This window comes from Promicromonospora sp. MS192 (assembly GCF_049532985.1).
Classification (GTDB): domain Bacteria; phylum Actinomycetota; class Actinomycetes; order Actinomycetales; family Cellulomonadaceae; genus Promicromonospora.
Genome location: NZ_CP186693.1, coordinates 289,654 through 313,069, shown reverse-complemented (window position 1 = coordinate 313,069; position 23,416 = coordinate 289,654). Strand labels below are relative to the sequence as shown.

Sequence of the window (23,416 nt, the reverse complement as noted above, 5' to 3'; positions counted from 1 at the left end):
GGTCAGGACGCCTGCCGCACCCCCGGCACGACCCGCTCGCCCTCTCCCCCGGCGAGGTCGCTGAGCACCTCGGCCGCCGCCAGCTCGTCGCGGGCCGCGAGGCGGTCGAAGCCGCGCACCGCGGGGTAGACGTACGGGCCCAGGGTGCCGATGAGCACGGCGCCGGTCACCAGGACGCCCATCAGCACCGGGATGACCGGGTCGTAGGAGCCGAGCTCGTCGTACCCGAGCCCGAGGAGCAGCGGGCCGAAGGCGCTGCCCAGGATGAACACGGCCTGGACCGGGCCCACGATCTGGCCGAAGCTGCGCATGCCGAGGTACCGCGTGATGAGCAGGGCGAGCAGGTCGCCCTCGATACCGAACGCGATGCCGATGAACGCGACCGCCACGGCCGCCGTGGGGAACGGCGGGTACAGGAAGAGCATGCCGACGATGGGGGCGAGCATCACGACCGGGCCGACGATCGCGCCGTGCACGCGGTCGATGACGATGCCGCCCAGGACGCGCCCCACGAGCGAGGCCAGGCCGAAGACGACCAGGAGCTGGGCCGCCTGGTCGGCGCTCAGGCCGCGGTCGGTCATCATCGGCACGAGGTGCACCTGCAGCCCCACCACGACCACGCCGACCATGCCCAGCCCGAGCGCGATGCCCCAGAACTGCCGGGTGCGCAGCGCCTCGGCGAACGTGAGACCAGGCAGCTCGAGGCGCACGTCGCGGTCGCCGGCCTGGGTCTCGGCGACCAGGCGTCCGCGCACGTGCCGTTCGGCACGGCCCTGCACGAACAGCGCGATCATCGTGACGGACACCAGGGCCGCGACGAGCCCCATGGCGGCGTAGGCCTGCCGCCAGCCGACGCTGTCGATGAGCGCCCCGGCGAGCACGGGACCGAGCGCGGCCCCCAGGCCGATGATGCCGGTCACGACGCCGACGGCGAGCGCCCGGTTGTTGTCGAACCAGCCCACGACCACGCGCGTGGCCGGGACCGCCGTGCCGGCGCCGAAGAACCCGACGAGGAAGCACGGCACGAAGTAGACGGCCTCGACGGGCGGCGTCAGGCCGATCGTGGCCATCGAGGCCGCGAAGAGCACGAACGACGGCACGAGGATGTACCGCGCGGCGTACCGGTCCACGAGCCGGCTGACCACGATCAGCCCGATCACCATGCCGACCGCGGCCACGGAGTACGCGCCGGTCACCGTCGTGCGGCTGAAGCCGGTGTCCTCGACGATCGGCAGCACGAACACGCCGGTGGTGGCCAGGTAGAGCTGCGGGCCGACGGCGTTCGCGGTGCCCGCGCCGACCACCACCCACCACGGGCTCCGGGGGCGGGCGGCGGGACGGGGGACGGAACTCATGGGCTGCTCCTGGGGGCTCGACGTGTTCGGGTCGGGTACTCGGGGGCGGGGCTGCTCGGGCGGGCGCTGCTCGGCGCGCACCGGTCAGGCGGCCGGGAGAGCCACCTTGGTCAGTTCCTCGGAGACGCGCCACACCCGGGCCGCCTCGGTGAGGCTGCGCAGCGGGCGGTGCATCCGCTGCTCGGCGGGCGGGCCGCCCAGGGTGCCGGGGCCGCTGGGCCCGTACAGGGCGCCGGGCCGGGCGGCCGGGTCGGTGGCGGCCATGAGCGCGGGCAGGCCCGCGGTCTCCGCGGTGCCCAGGAGGATCCCGTGCTCGGAGAGCCAGCGGATCCGCCGGATGTGGGGCGTGTCCTGACCGCGGCCGAGCTCCGGCCGCGCGGCCAGCAGGCTGGTGGGCGCCACGCCGGGGTGCGACAGGTTGCTGGTGATGCCCCAGCCGTGGGCCTCGCTGCGTCGCTGGAGCTCCAGGCCGAACAGGCCGAGGGCGATCTTGGACTGCCGGTAGGCCCGCATGACGTCGTACGACCGTTCCCAGTTCAGGTCGTCCCAGTGCATGGAGCCGCTCGCCGAGGCGACGCTGACCTGCGACGTCACCCGGGCGCCGCCGTCCCGCAGCAGCGGCATGAGCTGGCCGACGAGCGCGACGTGCCCCAGGTGGTTGGTGCCGAGCTGCAGCTCGAACCCGTCGGCAGTCGTCAGGCGCCGGGGCGGCCGCATCACGCCGGCGTTGTTGACGAGGAGATGGATCGGGTCGCCCTCCCCGCGGAGGGTCTCGCCCAGTGCCGCGACGCTCTCCAGCGAGGACAGGTCGAGGCTGCGCAGCGAGACCCGCGCGCCCGGCGCGACCCGCCGGATCCGCGTCATGGCGGCCTCGCCCTTGGCGGGGTTGCGGACGGGCATGACCACCTCGGCGCCCGCGGCGGCGAGCCGTGCGGCGATGCCCAGGCCCATGCCGTCGCTGGCGCCGGTGACCACGGCGCGCCTGCCGGTCAGGTCCGGGACGGTGATGTCGATCGGTGTGCGTGGCATTGTTCTGCTCCCTGCCGTGACGGCTGTCGTGGTGCTCGCGGCCCGCTCGGGCCACGGCACCGATCCTCGGCGGGGCGCCAGGACCTATCCAGGACCCGACGATCACAGGCTCGCCCGGCCACCGCTCACGCCGTATGGGGGGATCGACGGGCCGTGGCTGGACCGCCGGGCAGGAGGTAGAAACGAGGCAGGACTCGACGAGAGGGACACCGTGATCGATCGCACCGGGCTGGCGGAGTTCCTCCGCCGACGCCGTGAGCAGCTCCAGCCCGAGGACGTGGGCATGCCGCGAGGCCGGCGTCGGCGGACGAACGGGCTGCGCCGCGAGGAGGTCGCCGTGCTGTGCAACATGTCGACCGACTACTACTCCCGGCTCGAGCGGGAGCGTGGCCCGCAGCCGTCCGAGCAGATGATCGCGTCCATCGCGCAGGGACTGCACCTGTCGCTCGACGAGCGTGACCACCTGTTCCGGCTGGCCGGCCACAACCCGCCGCCGCGCGGCAGCACCAGCGCGCACATCAGCCCGGGCCTGCTGCGCATCCTGGACCGGCTCGACGACACGCCCGCCGAGATCGTCACCGAGCTGGGCGAGACGTTGCGCCAGACACCGATGGGCGTGGCGCTGACCGGGTGCACCACCGAGTTCACCGGTCCGGCCCGCAGTGCCGGGTACCGCTGGTTCACCGACCCCGGGGCGCGCGACCTCTACGCACCGGACGAGCACGCCTTCCTGACGCGGATGTACGCCTCGGGGCTGCGCGAGCTGGTGACCATGCGGGGTCCGCAGTCGCGCGCCGCGGAGCTCGCCGCCCTGCTGCTGAAGCAGAGCGAGGAGTTCCGCGAGGTGTGGGAGGCGCACGAGATCGGGGTGCGCCCGCACGAGGTCAAGCACTTCGTGCACCCCGAGGTGGGGGCGCTCGAGCTGAACTGCCAGCGGCTGGTCGACCCGGGCCAGGTGCACTCCCTGATGGTGTACACCGCCGTACCGGGCAGCGAGAGCCACGAGAAGCTCCAGCTCCTGTCGGTCCTGGCCCCGCAGCCGGTGCGCTGAGACCGCCGGGCGGCCGCGCCGGACGGCCGCCGAGTGAGAGACGTCACGGCGCGTATCACGTGATTCATGCCACAGCGCTCGTTCCGCTTTTCACAAGCCCGCTATCGTTCTTGCCGTGACTTCATACCTCCAGACAGCCCCGCGTCCTTCCGAAGAGGTCGACGTCGCGCTGATCGGCGGAGGGATCATGAGCGCCACCCTCGGCGCGCTGCTCACGATCCTGGAGCCGACCTGGCGTATCGGGATCTACGAGCGCCTCGACGAGGTCGCGCTCGAGTCGTCGAACCCGTGGAACAACGCGGGCACCGGCCACTCCGCGCTCTGCGAGCTGAACTACACGCCGGAGCGCAAGGACGGCTCCGTGGACATCTCCAAGGCGGTGAAGATCAACGAGCAGTTCCACACCTCCCGCGAGTTCTGGAACCACCTGCTCACCGCCGGCCTGATGGAGGGCACCGACTTCATCAACGTCACCCCGCACATGACGTTCGTGCGCGGCGCCGAGAACGTCGACTTCCTGCGCCGCCGCTACGACGCTCTCAGCGCCCACCCGCTGTTCAGCGACATGGAGTTCAGCACCGACCCCGCCGTCATCGGCACGTGGGCCCCGCTGATGACCCTCGAGCGCGACGCCGACGAGCCGATCGCCGCCACCCGTGCCGCCGCGGGCACCGACGTCGACTTCGGCTCCCTGACCCGCAAGCTGATCGGCTTCGCCACCGCCCACAACACCGAGCTGCACCTGAACCACGAGGTGCGCGGCCTCAAGAAGCTCCGGGACGGCCGCTGGCGCCTGACCCTGAACGACCGCACCTGGAACGCCGGCACCCGGCGCCGCACCGTCACCGCGAAGTTCGTCTTCGTCGGTGCCGGCGGCGGCGCGCTGCCGCTGCTGCAGGCCTCGGGCATCAAGGAGGCCCGCGGGTACGGCGGCTTCCCGATCTCCGGCGAGTTCCTGCGCACCGCGAACCCCGAGCTCGTGGCCCAGCACAACGCGAAGGTCTACGGCAAGGCCGACGTCGGCGCCCCGCCGATGTCCGTGCCCCACCTGGACACCCGCATCGTGGACGGCAAGGGCTACCTCATGTTCGGCCCGTACGCCGGGTTCAGCCCCAAGTACCTCAAGAAGGGCAAGTACCTGGGCCTGATCACGTCGCTGCGCCTGCACAACGTGTTCTCGATGCTGGGCGCCGGCGTGAAGAACCTCGACCTCACCGGCTACCTCATCGGCCAGGTCGCGGCCGCGCCGGAGACCAAGTTCCACGAGCTGCAGCGGTTCATGCCGACGGCGCAGCCGGCCGACTGGGAGAAGATCACCGCCGGCCAGCGCGTCCAGGTCATCAAGTGGGTCAAGGGCAAGGGCGGCGTGCTGGAGTTCGGCACCGAGGTCGTGGCCTCCGCCGACGGCACCATCGCCGGCCTGCTCGGCGCCTCGCCGGGCGCCTCGACCGCCGTCTCCGCCATGACCGGCCTGCTGGAGCGCTGCTTCCCCGAGAACTACGCGACGTGGAAGCCGCAGCTCACCTCGATGATGCCGAGCCTCGGCGGCGGCGCGGACTACGACACCGCGCAGCTCACCGCGGCGGAGAAGGTCACCGCGGGCGCCTGACCGCCTCCCGGCCCGCACGAACGCGGGGGTAGTTGCGCTCTCCGGACCGAGAGCGCAACTACCCCCGCGTTCGTCGTCGGACGCCGTGGGGCGTCAGCCGCCCAGGGGGCCTTCCGGGAGGGCGCGCAGCCTGGCCAGCGGCGAGACCAGCACGCTCCACGTGGCGAGGCAGTGCACCGCCGCCATGAGCAGGATGGTCTCGCGGACGCCGAGCACCCCGCCGAGCCACCCCGCGACCACGCCCGCCACCGGCATGGTGCCGAAGTTCACCACCTGCATCACCGTCATCACGCGCCCCCGCAGGCCGGCGGGCACGTAGCGCAGGCGCCACGCGTTGCGGATCACGTTGCCCGACACCACGCACAGGCCGACCAGGAACCCGCCGGCCCCGCTGATCGCCGCGCCCCAGCCCGGCAGGCCGGCACCCACCAGAAGGGCCGCCGGGCCGGAGAGCACGAGCAGGACGGTGGAGGCCCGCCCGCTGCCGAGGCGCGTGCTCAGGAACGGCGCGACGACGGCGCCGAGCACGCCACCGGCCCCGGCCGCCGCGAGCACCGCGCCGACCCCGGCCTCCGTGAGCCCGAGGTCGCGCACCAGGAACAGGACCAGGAGCGCCCCGTACCCGGTCAGCCCGAAGTTCGACGCCCCGCCCATGCCCACGAGCCACGGGATGTAGCGGTCGCGGCGGACCAGGTCCACGCCCTCCCGGATCCGCGCCGCGAGCGACCCGGCCGGACCGGGCTCCGCGGCGGCCGGGCGCGCCACCCGGATGCGCCACAGGCACACCGCCGACCAGAGGAACGTGGCGGCGTCGAGCGCGAGCCCGACCGCCGCCGTCAGCCACTGGGCCAGCAGGCCACCGAGGCCGGGGCCGGCCACGTTCGCCGCGGACTCGGTGCCGAAGAGCCGTGCGTTCGCCGCCTCGAGCTGGCCGGCAGGCACCACCTCGGGCAGGAACACCTGGTAGGCGGTGCGGAAGAACACGGTGCAGACGCCGCCCACCAGGGCCACCACGGCGACCTGGACCAGGGTGAGGGCACCGAGCGCGAACGCCACCGGCACGCTCCCGAGCGAGACCGCGGCGGCCAGGTTGGCGGCGATCATCACCGCCCGGGCGGGGAGCCGGTCGACCCACGCGCCGACCGGCAGCCCGATGACGAGCCAGGGCAGCCAGGCCGCGGCGGTGATCAGGCCCATCCAGGCGGGTCCGGCGTCGAGCTGCGTCACTGCGAGCAGCGGCAGGAGCGCCGAGGTCGTCGCGTTGCCGACCACGCTGACGCCCTCGCCCAGCCACAGGAGGCCGAAGGCCCGGTTGCGCGCGAGGGGCAGGACCGCCCGCGAGGGCGCGATCGTCGTCATGCGGCCAGACTATATATACAAGAGTTCTTGTACAACAGCCCTTGTCGAACTAGGGGCGGGACGGGAACGCCCGCGCGAAGAGGAACACGTGCTCAGCCCTCCCCTCGGCCTGCCCCGTGCTTCCCCGCTCCTTCCACCGCCGCACGAGGTCGTTGACCTCGTCGGTCAGCTCCTGCAGCTCGTCCGGGGTGAGGCGCAGCCAGCTGTCCGTGGAGAGCTCGGCCCTGGTCCACTCGTCGTCCTGCTCGGGGCGTTCCAGCCAGGCGCGCGCCCGCTCGACCTGCCGCGCCAGCATGAACTCCTCGGCGGCCACGGCCTGCCGCTGGCTCTCCGCGTCGGGCGGCAGCGTGGACCGGCCCCAGGTGATGGACCGCGCCGCCCGGCGCCACCAGCGTTCACGCCGGTCGCGGGCCAGGTCCGGCGCCTCCTCGACGAGCCCGGCGGACGCCAGCACCTTCATGTGGTGGCTGATGCTCCCGACGGCGAGCCCCGTCCGCTCGGCCAGCACCGACGCGGTGGCCGGCCCCTCGGCCGTCAGCGAGTCGAGGAGGCGGGAGCGAGCCGGGTTGGCCAGGGCCGCGACAGCCCTGGCCTCGGTGAGCGTGCGGACGTCGTGGGTAGGCATGGAGGCAGGGTAGGACGGCGGTCCGGGCGCCGTCGCCTCCGACCGTGCCCGGCCCGTGCACCCGGCGGTCAGCCCAGATCGGCCAGGATCGTGGCCCAGCGGTCCAGCAGCGCGTCGACCACCTGTGTCGCCGTGGCGGTGCGGGGCATGCGGGCGCGGACGGCGAGGCCGTCGTCCGTGCGGGAGACCCAGACCTGGAGGTCGTCGGCCCGGGTCGCGGCCGACACGTGGTGCGCGCGGCTCACGGCGGCCGCCGCGTGGCCGGGCAGCCGCCGGTAGTCCAGGTAGGACACCTGGAAGATGTCCCTGCGCGGGAACCGCAGCGGCTGCGGCAGCGTCCCGACGACCTGTTCCAGCGGTACCGCGGCCAGCTCGCGCGCCGCCCGCAGCGCCTTGCCGGTCTCGGCCAGCGCGGTGTCCGGCACGGTGCGTTGCGCGTCCCCCGCGGGTGCGGCCCAGGCCCGCGCGGACGGGTGCCCGGTGCCGGAGTCGATCCGCAGCGGCACCGTGGTGGTGTGCCACCCGACCGAGCGCCGCGCGGCGTCGTCCGCACGGGTGTGCACGGGCAGCAGGGTCTCCAGCGTCGCCGGCCCGCCCAGGTCCGCCATCGCGCGGGCGAGCGTGACCAGCACGGCCGCCGACGTCGACGCACCCGCCGAGCGGGCCCGGGCGGCGACGGCGCCGGCGGTCGCGGCGTCGGCCAGCGTGCGCACGACCGTGCGCTGTGGCGCCCGTTCGCCGTGGGGCACGCCGAGCGGCAGCGGGAACGTGGGCAGCGCCCAGTCCCGCTCGCGCAGGAAGCCGTGCCAGGTCGCCAGGCGCGGGTCGTCGGCGCCCACGGACGGGAGGGCGGCCGGATCGGCGGGAAGGAGACGGGCGGGGCGGACGGCCACGCGGGCGCCGTCGGCGCGCTCGGCGTACCGGGCGGCCAGCTCGTCCACGATCACCGTGGTCGACCAGGCGTCCGTGTGCAGGTGGTCCAGGCCGAGCACGACCGTGGACCGGTCCGCCCGGCTGATCGCGGCGGGCAGGAACGCGGGGTAGCCGAACGGCGCGCACCGCCGGGACAGCTCGGCCACCAGGTGTGCCCGGGTCTCGTCGGCCGTCCGGGTGACCGGGCCCTCGTGCGGACGCCAGGCCAGCGCGTCGGCGTCGTGCCGCACCAGCCCCACGGCCTCCGGGTCGGGGCGCCGCACCGCCTCGACCCGCAGGCCCGGGTGGGCCGCCACCAGGTCGCGGAAGGCCCCCTCCAGCGCGGCACGGTCCACGGGGCCCGCGACGTCGAACGCGGCGGCGATCCACACGCTCGGCTCGCCCCCGCGGGCGCCGAGCAGGTGGTTGCGCTGGTTGTAGGTGGGCACCGCCGGTTCCGGCACGTGCCCCGCCCCCGGCGTGACGTCCCAGGTGACCACCTGGCCCGGCGCCGGCTCCCAGAGGTCAGCCGAGAGAACCCGCACCGGTCGCCTCCAGGCGCTCGACCCCCGCGCCGCCGGCAGCCGCGCCTCCGGCAGCCGCGCCACCCACGGCCGCCCCGGCGGCACCGCCCACCGCGGCCTCGAACGTCGCGGTCAGCTCGGCCACGTACCGGTCGGCCGCCGCCTGCGCCGAGGGGACGTCCGGGGTCTGCATCACGACGTAGAGCCGCTCGTGGTCCCGGTTGACCCACAGCGAGGCGTTCGCGGTACGGCCCTCCCCCGTGAAGTGCAGGCCGTTGTCGTACGCGGGCCGCCCCGCGCCGGGAAAGCGCCGCAGGTCGAGGTAGCTGATGAGCTGCGGGCTGCCGAGCGAGGCCGGGTCGAGCACGCCGCCCGCGAGCATGACGCCGAGCGCGGCGTGCACCGGCACCGCCGCGACCTTGCGCGCGCTGCGGAACGCGGCGTCCGCCGCCGGCAGCACGTCGGTGAACGACGCCGGGGCGCCCCCGCCGGCCACCGGGAAGGCGACCGGGGCGAAGTTGCACAGCCAGCCCTGCGCGGTCTCGCAGCCCGGACCCCGCGAACCCACCACGGTGACCCCGAACCAGTCGGTGGCGCCGGTCAGCCGCGCGTCGGTGAGGGCGATCCCCGCGAACACCGCGCCGGTGAACCGCGCGCCGTGCGCGGCGGCCAGCTCGTCCAGCCGCGCGAGCCCGCCGGCATCAAGGAGCGTCGTGGAGCGGATCCGGACGGGTGCCGTCTCCCCCGGCGCGAGGCCGAGGTCGAGCGCGAACCGGGGCAGGCGCCCGCCGTGCGCGGTCACCGCGTCGGCCCAGGCCCGGATCTCCGGGGCGTCGGGCGGCGTCGCCGCGGCGAGCGCGTGCTCCGCGCGCGCGTGGTCGAGGAACGAGCCGGCGGTCGCGGGCTCCGGAGCAGCGGGTTCCCCAGCGGCGAGTTCCGGAGCAGCGGCGTCGAGCGCACCGAGCTCCTGCCCGTACAGCTCCTCGAGCTCGCTGAGCACCATGAGCTGGGACGCGCCGTCGGTGAAGGCGTGGTCGCACCCCCAGAACAGGCCGAAGCCGTCGTCCGTGACGACGGCGCCGAGCGCGAAGGGCGCCCACCCGTCGGGCCGGCAGGCGGCGTCGAACGTCGCGGTGAGGTGGCCGGTCAGCCACTCGTCCCACGACCGGCCGGGGGCCGGCGAGAACGCGGGGACGTCCACGACCTCGAAGCCCACGGCGTCCGCCGGCACCAGGTGCCGCACCGGGTCCCCGCCGGTGGCGCAGGCGTCGACGTCGAACCAGGTGCGCAGGCCCTCGTGCCGCCGCACGAACCGGGTCAGCGCCCGCGCGAGGGCGGCGCCGTCGAACGGTCCGCCGAGACGGGTGGCGGTGCCGGTCCAGGCCCGGTGCCGCCCGCCGGAGGACCGGCGCGCCGCGTAGGCGCGCAGGTGGTCGCCCTGCAGGAACGACGGCGGGCCGGGGTCCACCGGGGCGGACGCCGCGGCGGCGAGCGCGGCTGCCGTCGGCCGGACGTGCAGCACCTGGCCGGGTGCCGTCGTCCACGTGCCCATGGCGCCGAGGATCATGCGACCGCCTCCCGCAGGCCGGCGGCCCCGAAGGCCCGCAGCACGGTGCGCAGCTCCGCGACCAGGGCGTCCATCGCGGCGTGCGCCTGGGGGGTGTCCGGGTACCGGGTGGACACGTTGAGCCCGTCGTGGGTGCGCAGGAACCAGAGGTAGAGCTCGTCGGTGCCGTAGGCGGGGCTGCGCAGGGTGCGGGCGGCCCAGGAGCTCCAGCGCTCGGCCCCGGGCACGAACCGGGTGTCGACGTAGGACACCGCGAAGTGCGGGCTGTCGGCGATGCCGCCCAGCTCCGCGACCCGCGCGAACGAGTAGCGCACCAGGGGCTTGCCCGCCGAGACGGCGGCGTGCACGCGCTCGACCGCGGTGGTCAGCGCGTCGCCGTCGAGCACCCGGGCGGGTCCGGGCCGGCCGTCGACGTCGCGCAGCAGCGGGCCGGTGCCGCTCAGGTCGAGGTCCACGGGGCACAGGCCCACGTACCAGCCGACGGCGGACGCGTGCTGGGGCGCGTACCGGGTGTGCATCGGCAGCACGAACCGGAGCCGGTCCAGACCGTGCACCCGGCGCGCGGCGTGCGCGAACGCCGCCAGCACACCCGACTGGGCGGACGCCCCGCGGGCGCGGCTGCGGGCGCTGAGGTCGTCGGTCTGGTCCGCGCTCGCGAGCCATTCCGACCGGGACGCCTGCGGGCGGGCCGCCTCGGCGGCGTCGGCGGCGGGGCGCGTGATGCCGGCGTAGCGCGGGAAGGCCGCGTCCGGGCCGAGGAAGTCGAGCCAGCGGCGCACGGGTTCGCCCTCGCGGGCGAGCGTCATGGCGAGCTTGCGGTCCTCGGCGGAGAAGTCGACGTGGGAGCCCACCTCCAGCGCACGCAGCTCGGCGTCGGGCACGCCGCGGCGGGCGGCGTCATAGAGCGAGACGATCTCCTCGAACCAGAGGAGCTGGGAGTAGGCGTCCATGACCGAGTGGTCGGCGCCGAAGGCGAGCACGAAGCCGGCACCGTCCAAGGCGCCGGGTTCCGGCACGACGCTCGCCAGCACGCAGTGCGGCCAGGCCGTGGGCGAGACGTCGGCGAGCAGGCTGGGCAGCAGCGCGGCCACCTGGCCGGCGCTCAGGTCGCCCACCACGAGGTCCCGGACGGTGACCGCCTCGGCCGGCGCGGTGACCCGGCGCCAGCCGGTCCCGTCCCGCGTGACGGTGGTGCGCAGCACCTCGTGACGGCTCATCCAGGCGTGGATCGCCCGCCGCAGGGACTCCGGCTCGTACGGGCCGGGGACCCGCAGCACGGAGCCGATCCACGAGCCCGGCTCGGAGTCGCGCAGGTGGGCCTCGTGGCCCGGGGACAGGTCGCGCGGGTCCTGCTGCCAGCGTCCGGCATCGGCCCGCGGTGTCCACGACGTCACGGTCCCGGCCGGCAGGTCGTAGGCCGACAGCTCGGTGTATTCCATACGTGCGTGCCCCTCGAATCGTTGTGTGGGCACGGCCAGCACGACGTCGGACGAGTTCCGCGGTCCCCTTGCGGCGACCTTTATACCGGATATGCCGGGTGAAAGTTAGTCCCCCCGGATATGCCGGGTATGGTCTGCCACTTGAAGACGACCGTGCCCGAGCCCGGACGGGAGCCGAGCGTGACCCACCCGCCATCCGCGCTGCGCCTGCAGTTCGCCGACGACATGTTCCTGCGCCGGCACGACGGCGCCGCGAGCCCCGCGGTGAACCAGGTGCTGTGGCGCCTGGACGGCCCCTACGACGCCGATCGCCTGCGTGACCTGGCCGAGGGCATCGCCGCCGGGGCGCTGCACCGCCGCGTGGTCCGCGCCCGGGTGCCCGGCGCCCGGCACCGGTGGGCGCCCGCGGGAACCCTGCCCGTGCTCGACCTCCAGACCGCCGCCGTGCCCGACGACGGCATCGGCTCGTGGGCCCTGGCCCAGGCCGACGTGCCCCTGGACCCCGCCCGCGGCCGGTCGTGGCGGCTGGCCGCCGCGGACCTCGTGGCAGCCGGGGACGACGACGGTGCCGTGGTCGGCGGGATCGTCTCCCTGACCTGCGCGCACGCGGTCGCGGACGGGGCCGCCCTGATCGACGCCCTGGTGCGCGCCTCGACCCGCGCCGACCCGATCGTCGTCCCCCCGCCCGAGCGCGGGGGCCGCGCGCTGCTCGCCGACGCCGCCGACGCCGCCGGGCAGGCCGCGGCCGTCGCCCGCTGGGCCCAGGCGCGGGCCCGGCAGGCGGCCCGTGAGCGCCGGGCCGCGGAGGTGGACGCGGGCACGGCGGCCGGCGCCGACGGGAGGGCCGGCGCCGGCACGGGGGCCGCAGTGGAGCCGGCCGCCGCGCCCGCGCCCGCCGGTCAGCCCGCGCCGGAGCCCACGGGCAGCCCCGTGCCGGACCCCGCCTGGCGCGTGCCGGTGCTCCACGTCGAGCTCCCGTCCGACCGCGTGGCCGAGGCGGCCGCCGAGCGCGGCGGCACGCCCAACACGTGGTTCGTCGCGTTCCTCGCGCGGCTGGTGCACGCCACCGGGCGCTTCCCGGGCGAGCCCGTCCCGGTGGCGCTGCCGGTGGCCACCCGCGAGCCCGACGACCCGCGGGCCAACTCCACCAAGATCGCCCGGGTCACCCTGCCGGCCGAGGTGCTCGCCGCGCGCGACCTCGGCTGGGTGCGGGCAGCGGCCAAGGAGGCGTACGCCGCCGTCGGGCAGGCGGAGCCCGGGGCGGCCGCGGTGCCGCTGGAGCTGGTGCAGATGCTGCCCGACACGGTCGTCAACCGCCTGCCGCAGCCGCCCGTCGCGGCGGCGCTGGCCTCCAACCTGGGCAAGCCGCCCGCCGGGTACACCCAGGCGCCGGGCGGTCCGGTGCGCGCGGTCGCGACGCTCTCGCACTACCAGGGCGCCACGGCCGCCGAGCTGCGCGCGGCCGGCGGCGGGCTGGTCGCCTTCTGCACCACGGTGGGCCCGACGACGACGCTCAGCGTCGCGGCCCTCGACCCGGACCGCGTGGCCGACGCCGCCGTGCTGCGCGACCTCGTGCTCACGGAGGCCGGTGCCTGGCGGCTGCCCGCGGTGCCGTGGTGAGCGCGGCCGGGCGGCGGTCAGTCCCGCGTGCCGCCGTCGATCGCGTCCGCGGCCGCCGCGACGGCCCGGGCGGCGGGCACGAGCCGCGCCCCGAGGGCGGCGGCGCGGGCGGCGGTGGCGTCGTCGAGCACCTCGGCCAGCGCACCGGTCAGGACGCCCGGCCGGGTCAGCGTGCTCGCGCGGCGCGCGACCCCGACGCCGGCCCCGCGCAGCAGGTCGCCCCACAGGGGCTGGTCGGCCGAGTACCAGCCGACCACGGCGGGCAGCCCCGCCCGCAGCACCGCCCCGGTGGTGCCCGCCCCGCCGTGGTGCACGGCGGCCCGGCAGCGGGGCAGCACGGCGGCGTGGTCCACGGCGCCGACCAGTCGGACCCGTCGCCCGTCCGTACCGTGCGCCCCCGAGAAGTCGTTCCACCCGGCGCTGACCAGCGCCCGCACCCCGAGCTCCGCGCACGCTGCCTCCACGGCGGCCACCAGCGCGGGCGGGTCGGCCACGGGCATGGAGCCGAAGCCGACGTAGACGGGCGGGTCCCCGGCGTCGAGCCAGGCGTCGAGGCCGGCGTCGGGCCCCGAACCGGACTCCCCGAGGCGGGCGCGGGCGGCGTCGTCGAGGGCCAGGAAGCCCGTGAACGGGCGGCGCGGCCCCCACTCGGCGGCCAGCCCGGGCACCAGTGCCGGGTCGTACGCCTGGATCTCCACGCCGCCGGCCTCCCGGAGCCGGGTGGGCAGGTGCACGCGGGTGCCCGGCAGGCCGAGGGCGGCGCGCTGCGCGTTCTCCGCGCGGCGGGTCAGGCTCCACCGCACGCGTTCCCCCAGCACCCAGGCCGTCCGCGTGGCCCGAGGCCCGCGCACGCCGCTGACGGGCGACACCACGCCGTTGGCCCGCACCGGGCAGTAGTGCAGCGCGGCGGTGCGCAGCCCGCGCCGTTCGGCCACCGCCGCGGCCACCTCCTGCCCCAGCAGGCCGGTCACGACCGTGTCGGCGCCGCCGACGTCGTCGAGCAGGGCCGTCAGGCCGGTCCGCAGCTCGTCCCAGCCGGCCGCCGCCACCGCGCGCAGGGCGCGCACCCGGCGCACCGGACGGGCGGAGCGCATGTCGCGGCGCACCAGGTCGGACCCCAGCAGCGCCGCCGAGTCGATGCCCAGCGGCACCGGGTCGAGCCCCAGCCGCTGCGCGAGCGGCAGGAGGTTGGGCGCGACACCGGTCACCACCTCGTGCCCGCGCCGACGCAGCTCCAGCGCGACCGCGAGCGCCGGCTGGACATCTCCTCGACTGCCCACCAGGGCCATGACGTGACGCACGCGCGCACCCTACCCACCCGCCACGACCTCGTGTCACTTTCACCCGCCACCGCACCCGCGCCCGCCCGACCGTTCCTCGCCCGCCCCGCACCGGAGGCCCCGTGACCAGCCCAGCGACCATCACCGACCCTGCGGCGACCAACCGCCTCACCTACGACGACGACCTCTTCCTGCGCACCCGTCGGGTGCTCGGCGTCGCCGTCGTGAACCAGACCGTGTGGCGCCTTCCGGTGCCGCTGGAGCCGCGCGCCGTGCAGGCCCTGCACCGCGGGCTGGCCGACGGCCCGCTCCAGCGCGTGGTCCGGCCCGGCCGGCTGCCCGGGGCGCGCGCCCGGTGGTCGGCGTCCGCCGTGTCGCTGGACCCGACGATCGAGGCCACCCCCGTGCGCGACGACGCCGTGCTCACCTGGGCGGACCGGCAGGCCCAGGCCAACCTCGACCCCGAGACCGGCCCCACCTGGGCCCTCGCGGCGGCTCCGACGGTGAGCGGCGGCAGCGTGCTCAGCTTCGTCACGTCGCACGTGGTGGCCGACGGCGGGATGCACGTCGGCGCGCTCCAGGCCGCCGTCGCCGCGGCCGGGTTCCGGGCGGACGGCGGGGCGTTCACGGCGTCCGGCACGCGGCGCCTGCCCCGGGACGGCGAGCGGATCCGGACGGGACTCGTGGCGGACCTGCGCGACGCGACCGGCCAGGCGCGCGCCGCCGCCGCCGGCCTGCGGCAGGCCGCCCGGCAGGGACCCGTGCCGCCGGTCCTGGCCCAGCAGTCCTCGGACCGGCCGCGCCCCGGACCGCGGTCGGACGACGCCCAGCCGGCCCACCCGCCCGTCGTCGTGGTGGACACCGACGCCGCGACCTGGCACCGCACGGCCCACGCCGCCGGCGGGACGGCGAACTCGCTGCTCATCGCGGTGTGCACGGAGATCCTGCTCGCGGCGGGCGCGGCGACGGCCGGCATGCCGGTGCGCGTGTCGATCCCCGTGAGCCTGCGCGGCAAGGACGACCTGCGCTCGAACGCCACCTCGGGCGTCTCCATCGCCGTCGACACGACGGTGACTCCCGCGCCCGAGCGGGCGGGGGTCGTGGCGGACATGGGTCAGATCCGGTCGAGCGCCGCCGCGGAGTTCCGGGCCCTGACGACCGGGACGCGCGTGGACACCCTCGGTCCGCTGAAGCCGCTCATGCAGATGGTGCCGGACGCCGTCGCCCGGCGTGCCGCGCGCGACGCCACCGCGCCGCTCTGCCTGGCCTCGAACCTGGGCCGGCTGCCCGCGGGGTTCGCGGCCCCGCTCGGCACGCCGGCGACCAGCGTGCTCATGCGCGGGGTGACCCAGGGGCTGACCCGTGGGCGGCTGCGCCAGATGCGCGGCGGGCTGGACTCCTGGTGGTCCGAGCACGACGGCGTGGCGACCCTCGTGGTGCTCGGCCTGGACATGGACCGCCTGGGCGAGCCCGCGCAGGTGCGTGCGGCGGTCGAGACGGTCTACGCCCGGCACGGCCTGCCGGTCCGCTTCTGGTGACGGCCGGCCGCAGGGCGCTCGACCGGGCGGCGCCCGCCGGCTGAGCGGCGGGGGCCCGCGGGCCGTCAGGCCGCCATGCGGACCGGTGGGTGGCCCTTCGGTTCCCGGAGCGGGTCCGGGGCGGACGCGCTCCGGCGCCGTCGGCGCCGCGTGCCCAGCACCCCGGCCGACGCCGCCGCGAACGACAGCACGCCGAACCCGGTGGACCAGGCGTCCAGGTGGATCGTCACGGCGAAGGCGACGATCGCGGCGACGGGCACGGCCATGCCGATCGGCACCGAGTAGCGGGCCAGCCGCAGGGCGCGCGCCGTCCGCGCGACGCCCCAGCCGACCACGGACCAGGTCAGGAACGTCAGGACCGCGCCGCCGAACGACGCGAAGAGCTCACCGGCGTTGTGCGCGCCGGCCGGGGGCCCGAACCAGAAGAGCTCCGTGGTCGCGACGAGCACCAGGAACCCGACGATCGCGACCGCACCGGTCGCGAGAGAGCGTGTCAACACTCGGCCTCCGCACTGAGGGACTGCCCCGGCGTTCCCGGTGCGGCCCCTTTATACCAAGTCGTTACCGCACACTGTCAGCGCGGCACCGTCAATTCACCCACACATGACCACGCGAAGGCAAAGCACGCCGCCCCCTGACGCGCCCCGCAGACCGTCCCGCGCCCCCGTCAGAGCGCCTGCACGATCAGCTCCACCTGCTCCTTCGCGTCCCCGAACAGCATGGCCGTGTTCTCACGGAAGAACAACGGGTTCTGCACCCCCGCGTAGCCCGTGGCCATGGACCGCTTGAAGACGACCACCTCGCCAGCCTGCCACACCTGGAGCACCGGCATGCCCGCGATGGGGGACGCCGGGTCGTCCTGCGCGGCCGGGTTCACCGTGTCGTTGGCGCCGATCACGAGCACCACGTCGGTGGCGGGGAGGTCGGCGTTGATCTCGTCCATGCCGAACACCTGGTCGTAGGGCACCTTGGCCTCGGCGAGCAGCACGTTCATGTGCCCCGGCAGCCGCCCGGCCACCGGGTGGATGCCGAACCGCACGGTGGTGCCGCGCGCCGTGAGCCGGGCCACCAGGTCGGCCACCGGGTACTGCGCCTTGGCCACCGCCATGCCGTACCCGGGCACCACGATCACCGAGCGGGCGGCGGTGAGCAGGTCGGCCACCTCCAGCGCGGTCGTCTCGCGGTAGGAGCCCGGCTCGACCGGGCCGCCCGGGGCGGCGGCACCGGCCTCGGCGCCGAACCCGCCCAGGATCACGCTCACGAACGACCGGTTCATCGCGCGGCACATGAGGTAGCTGAGGATCGCACCGGACGAGCCCACGAGCGCACCGGTGATGATCAGCAGGTCGTTGCCCAGCATGAACCCGGCCGCGGCGGCCGCCCACCCCGAGTAGGAGTTCAGCATCGAGACGACGACGGGCATGTCGCCGCCGCCGATCGCCGCCACCAGGTGCCAGCCCAGCGCGAGCGCGACGAGCGTCATGAGCAGCAGCGGCAGCAGCCCCGGCTCCGACGCCGCCAGGAACCACCAGAGCAGCCCGCCGGACGCGACGAGCGCCGCGAGGTTCAGCCAGTTGCGACCGGGCAGCAGCAGGGGCGAGGAGCGCAGGCGGCCCGACAGCTTGCCGAACGCCACCACGGAGCCGGTGAAGGTCACGGCGCCGATGAGCACGCCCAGGTAGACCTCGACGAGGTGCACCGTCGCGCCGGCGCCTGCCGTCGCGGGCTCGGAGAGGTAGGAACCGAACCCGACCAGCACCGCGGCCGCGCCGACGAACGAGTGCAGCAGCGCGATCAGCTCGGGCATCTGGGTCATCTCGACGGTGCGGGCCCGCCACGTGCCCACCGCCGCCCCGACGAGGAGCACGAGCAGGATCAGCCCCGCCGTCACACCGACGGGCCGCTCGGACCGCACCAGTGAGAGGGCCACCGTCGCCGCGAGCGCCAGCCCCATGCCGGCCATCCCGAGCAGTACGCCGCGCCGCGCCGTCTCCTGCCGCGACAGCGCAGCCAGCGACAGCACGAACAGCACGGCCGCGACGAGGTACAGCGCCTGGACCACGGACTCGGCGCTCATGGCTCCTCCGGGGTGCGGTGGAACATGCCGAGCATGCGGTGGGTGACCAGGAATCCCCCGAAGACGTTGATGCTCGCCACCGCCGAGGCGAGCACCGCGAGCACGGTCACCACCGGGTCCGACGAGCCGATCTGGAGCATGCTGCCGACCAGGATGATCCCGGAGATCGCGTTGGTCTGGGACATCAGCGGCGTGTGCAGGGCGTGGGTGACGTGCGAGATCACGTAGAAGCCGACCACCACGGCCAGCGCCAGCACGGTGAAGTGGGTGGCCTGCTCGGCCGGCGAGGCCCCCACGGCGAGCGCCCCGAGCACGGCGGCGAGCACGACCAGGACGGTGCGGACGGCCGGGCGGCGTCCCGTGGTGCCCGGCCCGGCAGCGGCGGCTCCGGCCCCGCCGGCACCGCGCTCCGCGGGGACCTCCTGCACCTCCTGCGCCGGGACCTCCTGTACCGACACCGCGACCGGCGGGGGCGGCCACAGCACCTCGCCGTCGCGGGCCACCGTCATGCCGCGCACCACGACGTCGTCGAGGTCGAGCACCAGGCGGCCGTCCCGGCCCGGTGTGCCGAGCTCGACCAGGTTGGCCACGGCGGTGCCGAGCAGCTCGGAGGTGTGCCGCGGCATGCGGTCGGGCAGGTCCGTGTAGCCGAGCACGACCACGCCGTTGTCGCTGACGACGCGCTCGCCGGGCACCGTGAGCTCGCAGTTGCCGCCGCCGGGCGCGGCCAGGTCGACGATCACGCTGCCCGGCCGCATCGCCGCGACCATCTGGGCGGTGACGGTGGTCGGGGCGGTTCCCCGCACGAGCGCCGTCGTCACGACCACGTCGGCGGCCGCCGTCTCCACGGCGTACGCACGCAGCGCCGCCGCCTCCTGGTCCGCGGTGAGCGCGGAGGCGTAGCCGTCGGCGCTGACCTGCTGGGCGGCGGCGTCGGCCCGCACCACGGTGGCGCCCAGGGACTCGATCTGCTCGGCGGCCTCCGGCCGCACGTCGAACGCGCGCACCCGGGCGCCGAGGCTGCCGGCGGCGCCGACGGCCGCGAGCCCGGCCACGCCCGCGCCGATGACGAAGACGGTGGCGGGTGGCGTGGTGCCCGCCGCGGTGACCTGGCCGGAGAACATGCCGCCGTACTCGGCGGCTGCCTCGACCACCGCGCGGTACCCCGCCACGTTGGACAGCGCGCTCAGCACGTCCAGCGACTGCGCCCGGGAGATGCGGGGCACGGCATCCAGGGCGAGGGCGGTGACGCCGCGGTCGGCGAGCTCACGCAGCAGCCCGGGTCGCGTGGCAGGCGCCAGCTGCGCGATCAGGACGGCGCCGGGACGCAGGGCCGAGGGTCCCGGACCGGCGAGCGACGCGGGCGCCCGGGTCACGACCACGACGTCGGCGGCCCACGCCTCGGGTCCCGGCACGACGACGGCACCTGCCGCCGCGTACGCCGCGTCGGGGTGGCCCGCCCCCGCACCCGCTCCCGCCGCGACCGCGACCTCGTAGCCGAGGCCGACCAGCCGGGCGGCCGTCGTCGGGGTGGCGGGCACGAGCGGCCCGCCGTCGTCCGGTATGCCGATGCGCATGTGACCCTCCTCGCTCACGTCCGCAACCTACCGCGCCCCACCCGCACGCCGTCCCGTCAGGCGGACACCACCGGCCGCGGGAACGTGACCGGCAGGCTCACGGGCTGCCTGAGCCACAGGACGCGGTCCCAGGCGACGTCGGCGGGCGGGACCCGGAGCGTGAGGTCGAGGCGTCGCAGGACGGTCTCCACCGCGATGCGCGCCACCAGGCGCGCCGTCCGGGGCGCGGGGCACGCGTGCGGCCCGGTGCCGAAGGAGACGTGGGCGCGGCTGCCGACGTGGTCCCACGGGTCGCCCGTGTCCATGCGCGGGTCGGTGTTCGCGGCGTGGATCGCGAGCACGAGGGGGTCCCCGGCGGCGACGTGCTTGCCGCCCAGCACGATGTCCCGGCGGGCGAACCGCGGCAGGGTGTGGATCGTCGGCGTGGAACGCCACAGCACCTCGTCCATGGCGTTGTCCAGGTCGATGCGGCCCCCGTGCAGGCGACCGGAGAACCGCACGTCGGTGAGCGCGAGCAGCAGCGTCTGCCCCACCCATGCCGTCAGCGTCAGGTTGCCGGACCAGGCGACGACCAGCAGCGAGTGCACCACCTCGACGTCGTCGTGCAGGTTCGGGTGCGCGACCAGCGTGCTCGCGAGGTCCCGCCGCGGGCTCGCCCGCCGGGCCGCCACGAGCGCGCCCGTCATCCGGTCCACCTCGGCCACGGCGTCCGCCGCGTCGGCGCCGCCGCCCGCGACGCGCCGGGTCAGGTCGAACAGACGCTGCCCGTCCTCCGGGTCGAACCCGATCATGTCGGCGACCACCAGGAACGGGATCACCGACGCGTACTCGAGCATGAGGTCGGCGCGGCCGCGCTCCTCGAAGCGGTCGATGAGCAGGCTGCAGAAGGAGCGGGCCTTGGCCGCCGTGATGCTCTCGGAGACCTGCTCGAACGCGTCGTCCAGCGGCACGCGCAGCCGCCGGCGCAGCGCCCCGTCGCTGTGGTTGGCGGCGAACCGCTGGTGCGAGGTGAGCACGGGGTGCAGCCCGGACCCCGGGGGCAGGCCGCCGCGCGCGTGCCCGTTCCACGTGCGCGGGTCGGTCGCGAAGGCGTGCTCGTTGCGCATGACGTCGTAGACGAGCCGCTGACCCATGACGAGCCACGCGGGCACGCCCGGTTCCAGCTCGACCGGGGCCACCTCGCCCCACTCGCGCTCGAGCTCGTCGTAGAACACGCGCGGGTCCGGCAGGGCCGAGGCGTCGACCAGCGACCTCAGGGGCACCACGCCCGCCATGGCGTCGAGCCCGAGCGCTTGCCCGATATGACCTAGTTCAGGTATTTTCATGGATCCACCGCTCTGTGCAGTCACCTGTGATCGCCCAGGGTGAATCCACCCGTGTCGCCGTCGCGCGCCGTGACCACGGCCCTGGCCGTGGCTACGATGTCTGCGAGGGCATACACTGTCGCACCCTCGAACCACCCTGTCGAGACCCATCCGGCCAGCACCTCGGTCGACCTGATCGAGGGCACCACCCGACGAGCAAGGGGGGCACGTGACTCTGTACGCCGAGCGGGAACGCCCGGACGACCTGGTGCAGAGCGTCGCGCGCGCCCTCCGGGTCCTCGAGGTCGTGACGCGGTCCCCGGGCCTGCCGGTCAAGGCCATCGCCCGCCGCAGCGGCCTCAACCTCTCCACCACGTACCACCTGGTGCGCACGCTCGCCTACGCGGGCTACGTGGCCCGCCTCAAGGACGGCACGTACGACGTGGGCGAGCAGATCAGCAACCGGTTCTACGAGCAGCTCGGCTCGCTCGGCCGCGGCCCCGACACCCGCGAGGTGCTGCGCCACCTCGCCCAGAGCACCGGCTACAGCGCCTACCTGGGGCGGATCAGCGCCGGCCGGGTGGTCGTGGTCGACTACGCCGAGGCCCCGGGCTCGCCCTACCTGGAGGACCTGGAGCGCGGGCTCGACGTCTCGGCCCACGCCACCGCCCTCGGCAAGGCCCTGCTGCTCGGTATGTCCCGGCGCGACCGTCACGAGCTGGTGGTCGACGCCGGCCTGCGCAAGTTCACCGCCCGGACGGCCACCGACATCACGGCCCTCGACGGACAGCTCGCCCGCCTGCGGGCCGACGCCGTGGTCGAGGAGCACGGCGAGTTCCGCGACGGCATCACGTGCGCCGCGCACCTGGTCCCCCGCCGGCACGGCGAGGCCGCCTGGGCGGTCGGCCTGACGGTGCCGGACGAGGTGGTGCCGCAGCACGCGCGCCGCGAGCTCCGGCTCGTCGCGGGCGACCTCGCGACCGTCTGACGCCTCAGGGCGACCTCAGGGCGCGACCCGGCGCAGCCCGGCCAGCCGGTCGGTGTTGCGGAACACCAGCACGCGCGCCAGCCGGTCGCCGTCGAGCTCGGTCACCGCGGCCATGGCGGGCGCGCCGTCCAGCAGCGCGAGCATGCCGAGCGACCCGTTGATCTCGGCGGGCACCCACTCCATCCGGCCCACCGTCTCGTCCTGCGCGAACGCCACCAGCGCCCGGGACACCTTGTCGGCGCCCCGGATGACCCGCCGCGCCGCGCGGACCACGCCGCCGCCGTCGGTCACGAGCTCCACCTCAGGGGAGAGCGCCGCCAGCACGCCCGCGACGTCACCCGTGAGGCACGCCGCCAGGAACCGCTGCGTGACCTCGGTGTGCTGCGGACCCGCGGGCGTGTAGCGCGGACGCCGCGACCGCACGTGCTCGCGCGCGCGGTGCGCCACCTGCCGCACGGCGACGACGTCCCGGTCGAGCGCGTGCGCGACCTCCTGGTAGGGCAGCTCGAACACCTCGCGCAGCACGAACACGGCGCGCTCCAGCGGCGAGAGCGTCTCCAGCACCACCAGCAGCGCCAGCGACACCTCCTCGGCGCGCTCGACGGGATGGGCGGCGTCGGGCGTGGTCAGGAGCGGGTCGGGCAGCCAGGGCCCCACGTAGGTCTCGCGGGCCCGCTGCAGCGCCCGCAGCCGGTTCAGCGCGAGCCGGGTGGTGATCCGGACCAGGTAGGCCCGCGGCTCCAGGACGTCGGAGCGGTCCGCCGCCGACCAGCGCAGCCACGCCTCCTGGACCACGTCCTCGGCGTCGGCGGCCGCGCCGAGCATCTCGTAGGCCACCGTGAACAGCAGCCGACGGTTCTCGGCGAACGGTTCCGTCAGCGCGTCCGGTGCCGGGCGCGGGCCGGCGCCGCCCGCCACTACGCCTCCCCCACCTCGGCGAGCGGCCCGCCGAGCGGCACCTCGCACCGGTCGCTGAAGCCCTGCGCGCTGAGCCCCATGGCGGAGTTGATCCGGCTGCGCAGGTTCTCCACGGCGACGATCGCGACCAGCTCGGTGAAGGCCTCCGCCCCCAGGGCGCCGGTCAGCCGTGCGGCGAGCGCGTCGTCCACCGCCGGGGGCGTCGCCGTCTCCGCCTCGGCGAACGCGAGGACGTCCCGCTCCAGGCCGGTGAACCGGTCACTGGTGCGCCAGACCGGCACGTCGTGCAGCTTCACCGGGTCCACGTGCCCATGCTGCGCCTCCCAGTACCCGAAGTCCACGCACCACGTGCAGCCGATGGACACCGAGGCGGCCATGATCGCGAGCGACTTCAGGCCCGGGTCCAGGGCCTTCCAGCCGGACACGCCGAGCTCGGTCAGCGCGTAGGTGCGGGTCACCTTCCCGTGGTGCCCCACGGCGACCAGCGGGTCCAGCACCTCGCCGTACCGCCACCGCGAGTACGCGGCCATGGCGCGGTTGGTCAGGGTCCTGGGCAGCACGGTGCTGATCCGGGTGCTGATGCTGCGGGCCGGTGTGCCGGTCATGACGGGCTCCGTTCTCGGACGGGGGCTGCGGACACCATC

Annotated in this window: 19 protein-coding genes; 5 read left to right on the top strand and 14 right to left on the bottom strand. The window is 75.5% G+C overall.

Features of this window, described 5'->3' with window-relative positions:
- Positions 1 to 2: 2 nt before the first annotated feature.
- Together ACO229_RS01375 and ACO229_RS01370 are read right to left on the bottom strand one after the other, a co-directional pair.
- Complete coding sequence (locus ACO229_RS01375) at positions 3 to 1,355, bottom strand: MFS transporter (RefSeq protein WP_423463477.1); 1,353 nt, start codon at positions 1,353 to 1,355, stop codon at positions 3 to 5.
- Positions 1,356 to 1,439: 84 nt separating this feature from the next.
- Positions 1,440 to 2,384: an SDR family oxidoreductase gene (locus tag ACO229_RS01370; protein ID WP_423463476.1), complete on the bottom strand. Its 945-nt coding sequence runs from the start codon at positions 2,382 to 2,384 to the stop codon at positions 1,440 to 1,442.
- A 211-nt stretch (positions 2,385 to 2,595) separates the two neighbouring features.
- Here ACO229_RS01370 and ACO229_RS01365 point away from each other — a divergent pair, with 211 nt between their 5' ends.
- Both ACO229_RS01365 and mqo read left to right on the top strand, forming a co-directional pair.
- Positions 2,596 to 3,435 carry a helix-turn-helix transcriptional regulator gene (locus ACO229_RS01365; RefSeq protein ID WP_397411255.1) on the top strand — a complete coding sequence of 280 codons (840 nt, stop codon included), beginning with the start codon at positions 2,596 to 2,598 and terminating at the stop codon, positions 3,433 to 3,435.
- A 115-nt stretch (positions 3,436 to 3,550) separates the two neighbouring features.
- On the top strand, positions 3,551 to 5,044 hold the full coding sequence (gene mqo, locus ACO229_RS01360) for a malate dehydrogenase (quinone) (RefSeq protein WP_397431066.1): 1,494 nt from the start codon (positions 3,551 to 3,553) through the stop codon (positions 5,042 to 5,044).
- Positions 5,045 to 5,137: 93 nt separating this feature from the next.
- Here the strand turns inward: mqo and ACO229_RS01355 are convergent, their stop codons facing one another.
- The 5 genes from ACO229_RS01355 to ACO229_RS01335 all read right to left on the bottom strand — a co-directional run bounded on the left by ACO229_RS01355 (position 5,138) and on the right by ACO229_RS01335 (position 11,470).
- Positions 5,138 to 6,403: an MFS transporter gene (locus ACO229_RS01355; protein WP_423463475.1), complete on the bottom strand. Its 1,266-nt coding sequence runs from the start codon at positions 6,401 to 6,403 to the stop codon at positions 5,138 to 5,140.
- Positions 6,404 to 6,452: 49 nt separating this feature from the next.
- Positions 6,453 to 7,028: an ArsR/SmtB family transcription factor gene (locus ACO229_RS01350; RefSeq protein WP_397431068.1), complete on the bottom strand. Its 576-nt coding sequence runs from the start codon at positions 7,026 to 7,028 to the stop codon at positions 6,453 to 6,455.
- A 68-nt stretch (positions 7,029 to 7,096) separates the two neighbouring features.
- Complete coding sequence (locus ACO229_RS01345) at positions 7,097 to 8,485, bottom strand: hypothetical protein (RefSeq protein WP_423463474.1); 1,389 nt, start codon at positions 8,483 to 8,485, stop codon at positions 7,097 to 7,099.
- Positions 8,466 to 10,031, bottom strand: a complete 1,566-nt coding sequence (locus ACO229_RS01340) for a hypothetical protein (RefSeq protein ID WP_423463473.1) — start codon at positions 10,029 to 10,031, stop codon at positions 8,466 to 8,468. Before ACO229_RS01340 ends, ACO229_RS01345 begins: the two co-directional genes overlap by 20 nt.
- Entirely contained in the window at positions 10,028 to 11,470 is a 1,443-nt protein-coding gene (locus tag ACO229_RS01335) for a condensation domain-containing protein (protein WP_423463472.1), read from the bottom strand. Before ACO229_RS01335 ends, ACO229_RS01340 begins: the two co-directional genes overlap by 4 nt.
- Before the next feature lie 141 nt (positions 11,471 to 11,611).
- On the opposite strand from ACO229_RS01335, the gene ACO229_RS01330 reads away from it, so the two are divergent.
- Positions 11,612 to 13,090, top strand: a complete 1,479-nt coding sequence (locus ACO229_RS01330) for a hypothetical protein (protein WP_423463471.1) — start codon at positions 11,612 to 11,614, stop codon at positions 13,088 to 13,090.
- A gap of 17 nt (positions 13,091 to 13,107) precedes the next feature.
- On the opposite strand, the gene ACO229_RS01325 is transcribed toward ACO229_RS01330, so the two are convergent.
- Positions 13,108 to 14,391: a glycosyltransferase gene (locus ACO229_RS01325; RefSeq protein ID WP_423463470.1), complete on the bottom strand. Its 1,284-nt coding sequence runs from the start codon at positions 14,389 to 14,391 to the stop codon at positions 13,108 to 13,110.
- Positions 14,392 to 14,492: 101 nt separating this feature from the next.
- Here ACO229_RS01325 and ACO229_RS01320 point away from each other — a divergent pair, with 101 nt between their 5' ends.
- Complete coding sequence (locus ACO229_RS01320) at positions 14,493 to 15,908, top strand: hypothetical protein (protein ID WP_423463469.1); 1,416 nt, start codon at positions 14,493 to 14,495, stop codon at positions 15,906 to 15,908.
- A gap of 65 nt (positions 15,909 to 15,973) precedes the next feature.
- Here ACO229_RS01320 and ACO229_RS01315 read toward each other — a convergent pair whose 3' ends face one another.
- The 4 genes from ACO229_RS01315 to ACO229_RS01300 form a co-directional block, all read right to left on the bottom strand.
- Positions 15,974 to 16,405 carry a hypothetical protein gene (locus tag ACO229_RS01315; protein ID WP_423463468.1) on the bottom strand — a complete coding sequence of 144 codons (432 nt, stop codon included), beginning with the start codon at positions 16,403 to 16,405 and terminating at the stop codon, positions 15,974 to 15,976.
- Positions 16,406 to 16,575: 170 nt separating this feature from the next.
- Positions 16,576 to 17,985 carry a Re/Si-specific NAD(P)(+) transhydrogenase subunit beta gene (gene pntB, locus ACO229_RS01310; protein ID WP_423463467.1) on the bottom strand — a complete coding sequence of 470 codons (1,410 nt, stop codon included), beginning with the start codon at positions 17,983 to 17,985 and terminating at the stop codon, positions 16,576 to 16,578.
- Entirely contained in the window at positions 17,982 to 19,562 is a 1,581-nt protein-coding gene (locus ACO229_RS01305; protein WP_423465249.1) for a Re/Si-specific NAD(P)(+) transhydrogenase subunit alpha, read from the bottom strand. Before ACO229_RS01305 ends, pntB begins: the two co-directional genes overlap by 4 nt.
- 56 nt (positions 19,563 to 19,618) lie before the next feature.
- Positions 19,619 to 20,887, bottom strand: a complete 1,269-nt coding sequence (locus ACO229_RS01300) for a cytochrome P450 (RefSeq protein WP_423463466.1) — start codon at positions 20,885 to 20,887, stop codon at positions 19,619 to 19,621.
- Positions 20,888 to 21,095: 208 nt separating this feature from the next.
- Between ACO229_RS01300 and ACO229_RS01295 the strand changes: the two genes are divergently transcribed.
- Positions 21,096 to 21,854 (top strand): IclR family transcriptional regulator, encoded by a 759-nt coding sequence (locus ACO229_RS01295; protein WP_397411281.1) that lies wholly within the window; start codon positions 21,096 to 21,098, stop codon positions 21,852 to 21,854.
- A gap of 15 nt (positions 21,855 to 21,869) precedes the next feature.
- Here ACO229_RS01295 and sigJ read toward each other — a convergent pair whose 3' ends face one another.
- Positions 21,870 to 22,772, bottom strand: a complete 903-nt coding sequence (sigJ, locus tag ACO229_RS01290) for an RNA polymerase sigma factor SigJ (RefSeq protein ID WP_423463465.1) — start codon at positions 22,770 to 22,772, stop codon at positions 21,870 to 21,872.
- Entirely contained in the window at positions 22,772 to 23,377 is a 606-nt protein-coding gene (locus tag ACO229_RS01285; RefSeq protein ID WP_423463464.1) for a carboxymuconolactone decarboxylase family protein, read from the bottom strand. The genes sigJ and ACO229_RS01285 overlap by 1 nt, the downstream gene beginning before the upstream one ends.
- Positions 23,378 to 23,416 lie beyond the last annotated feature (39 nt).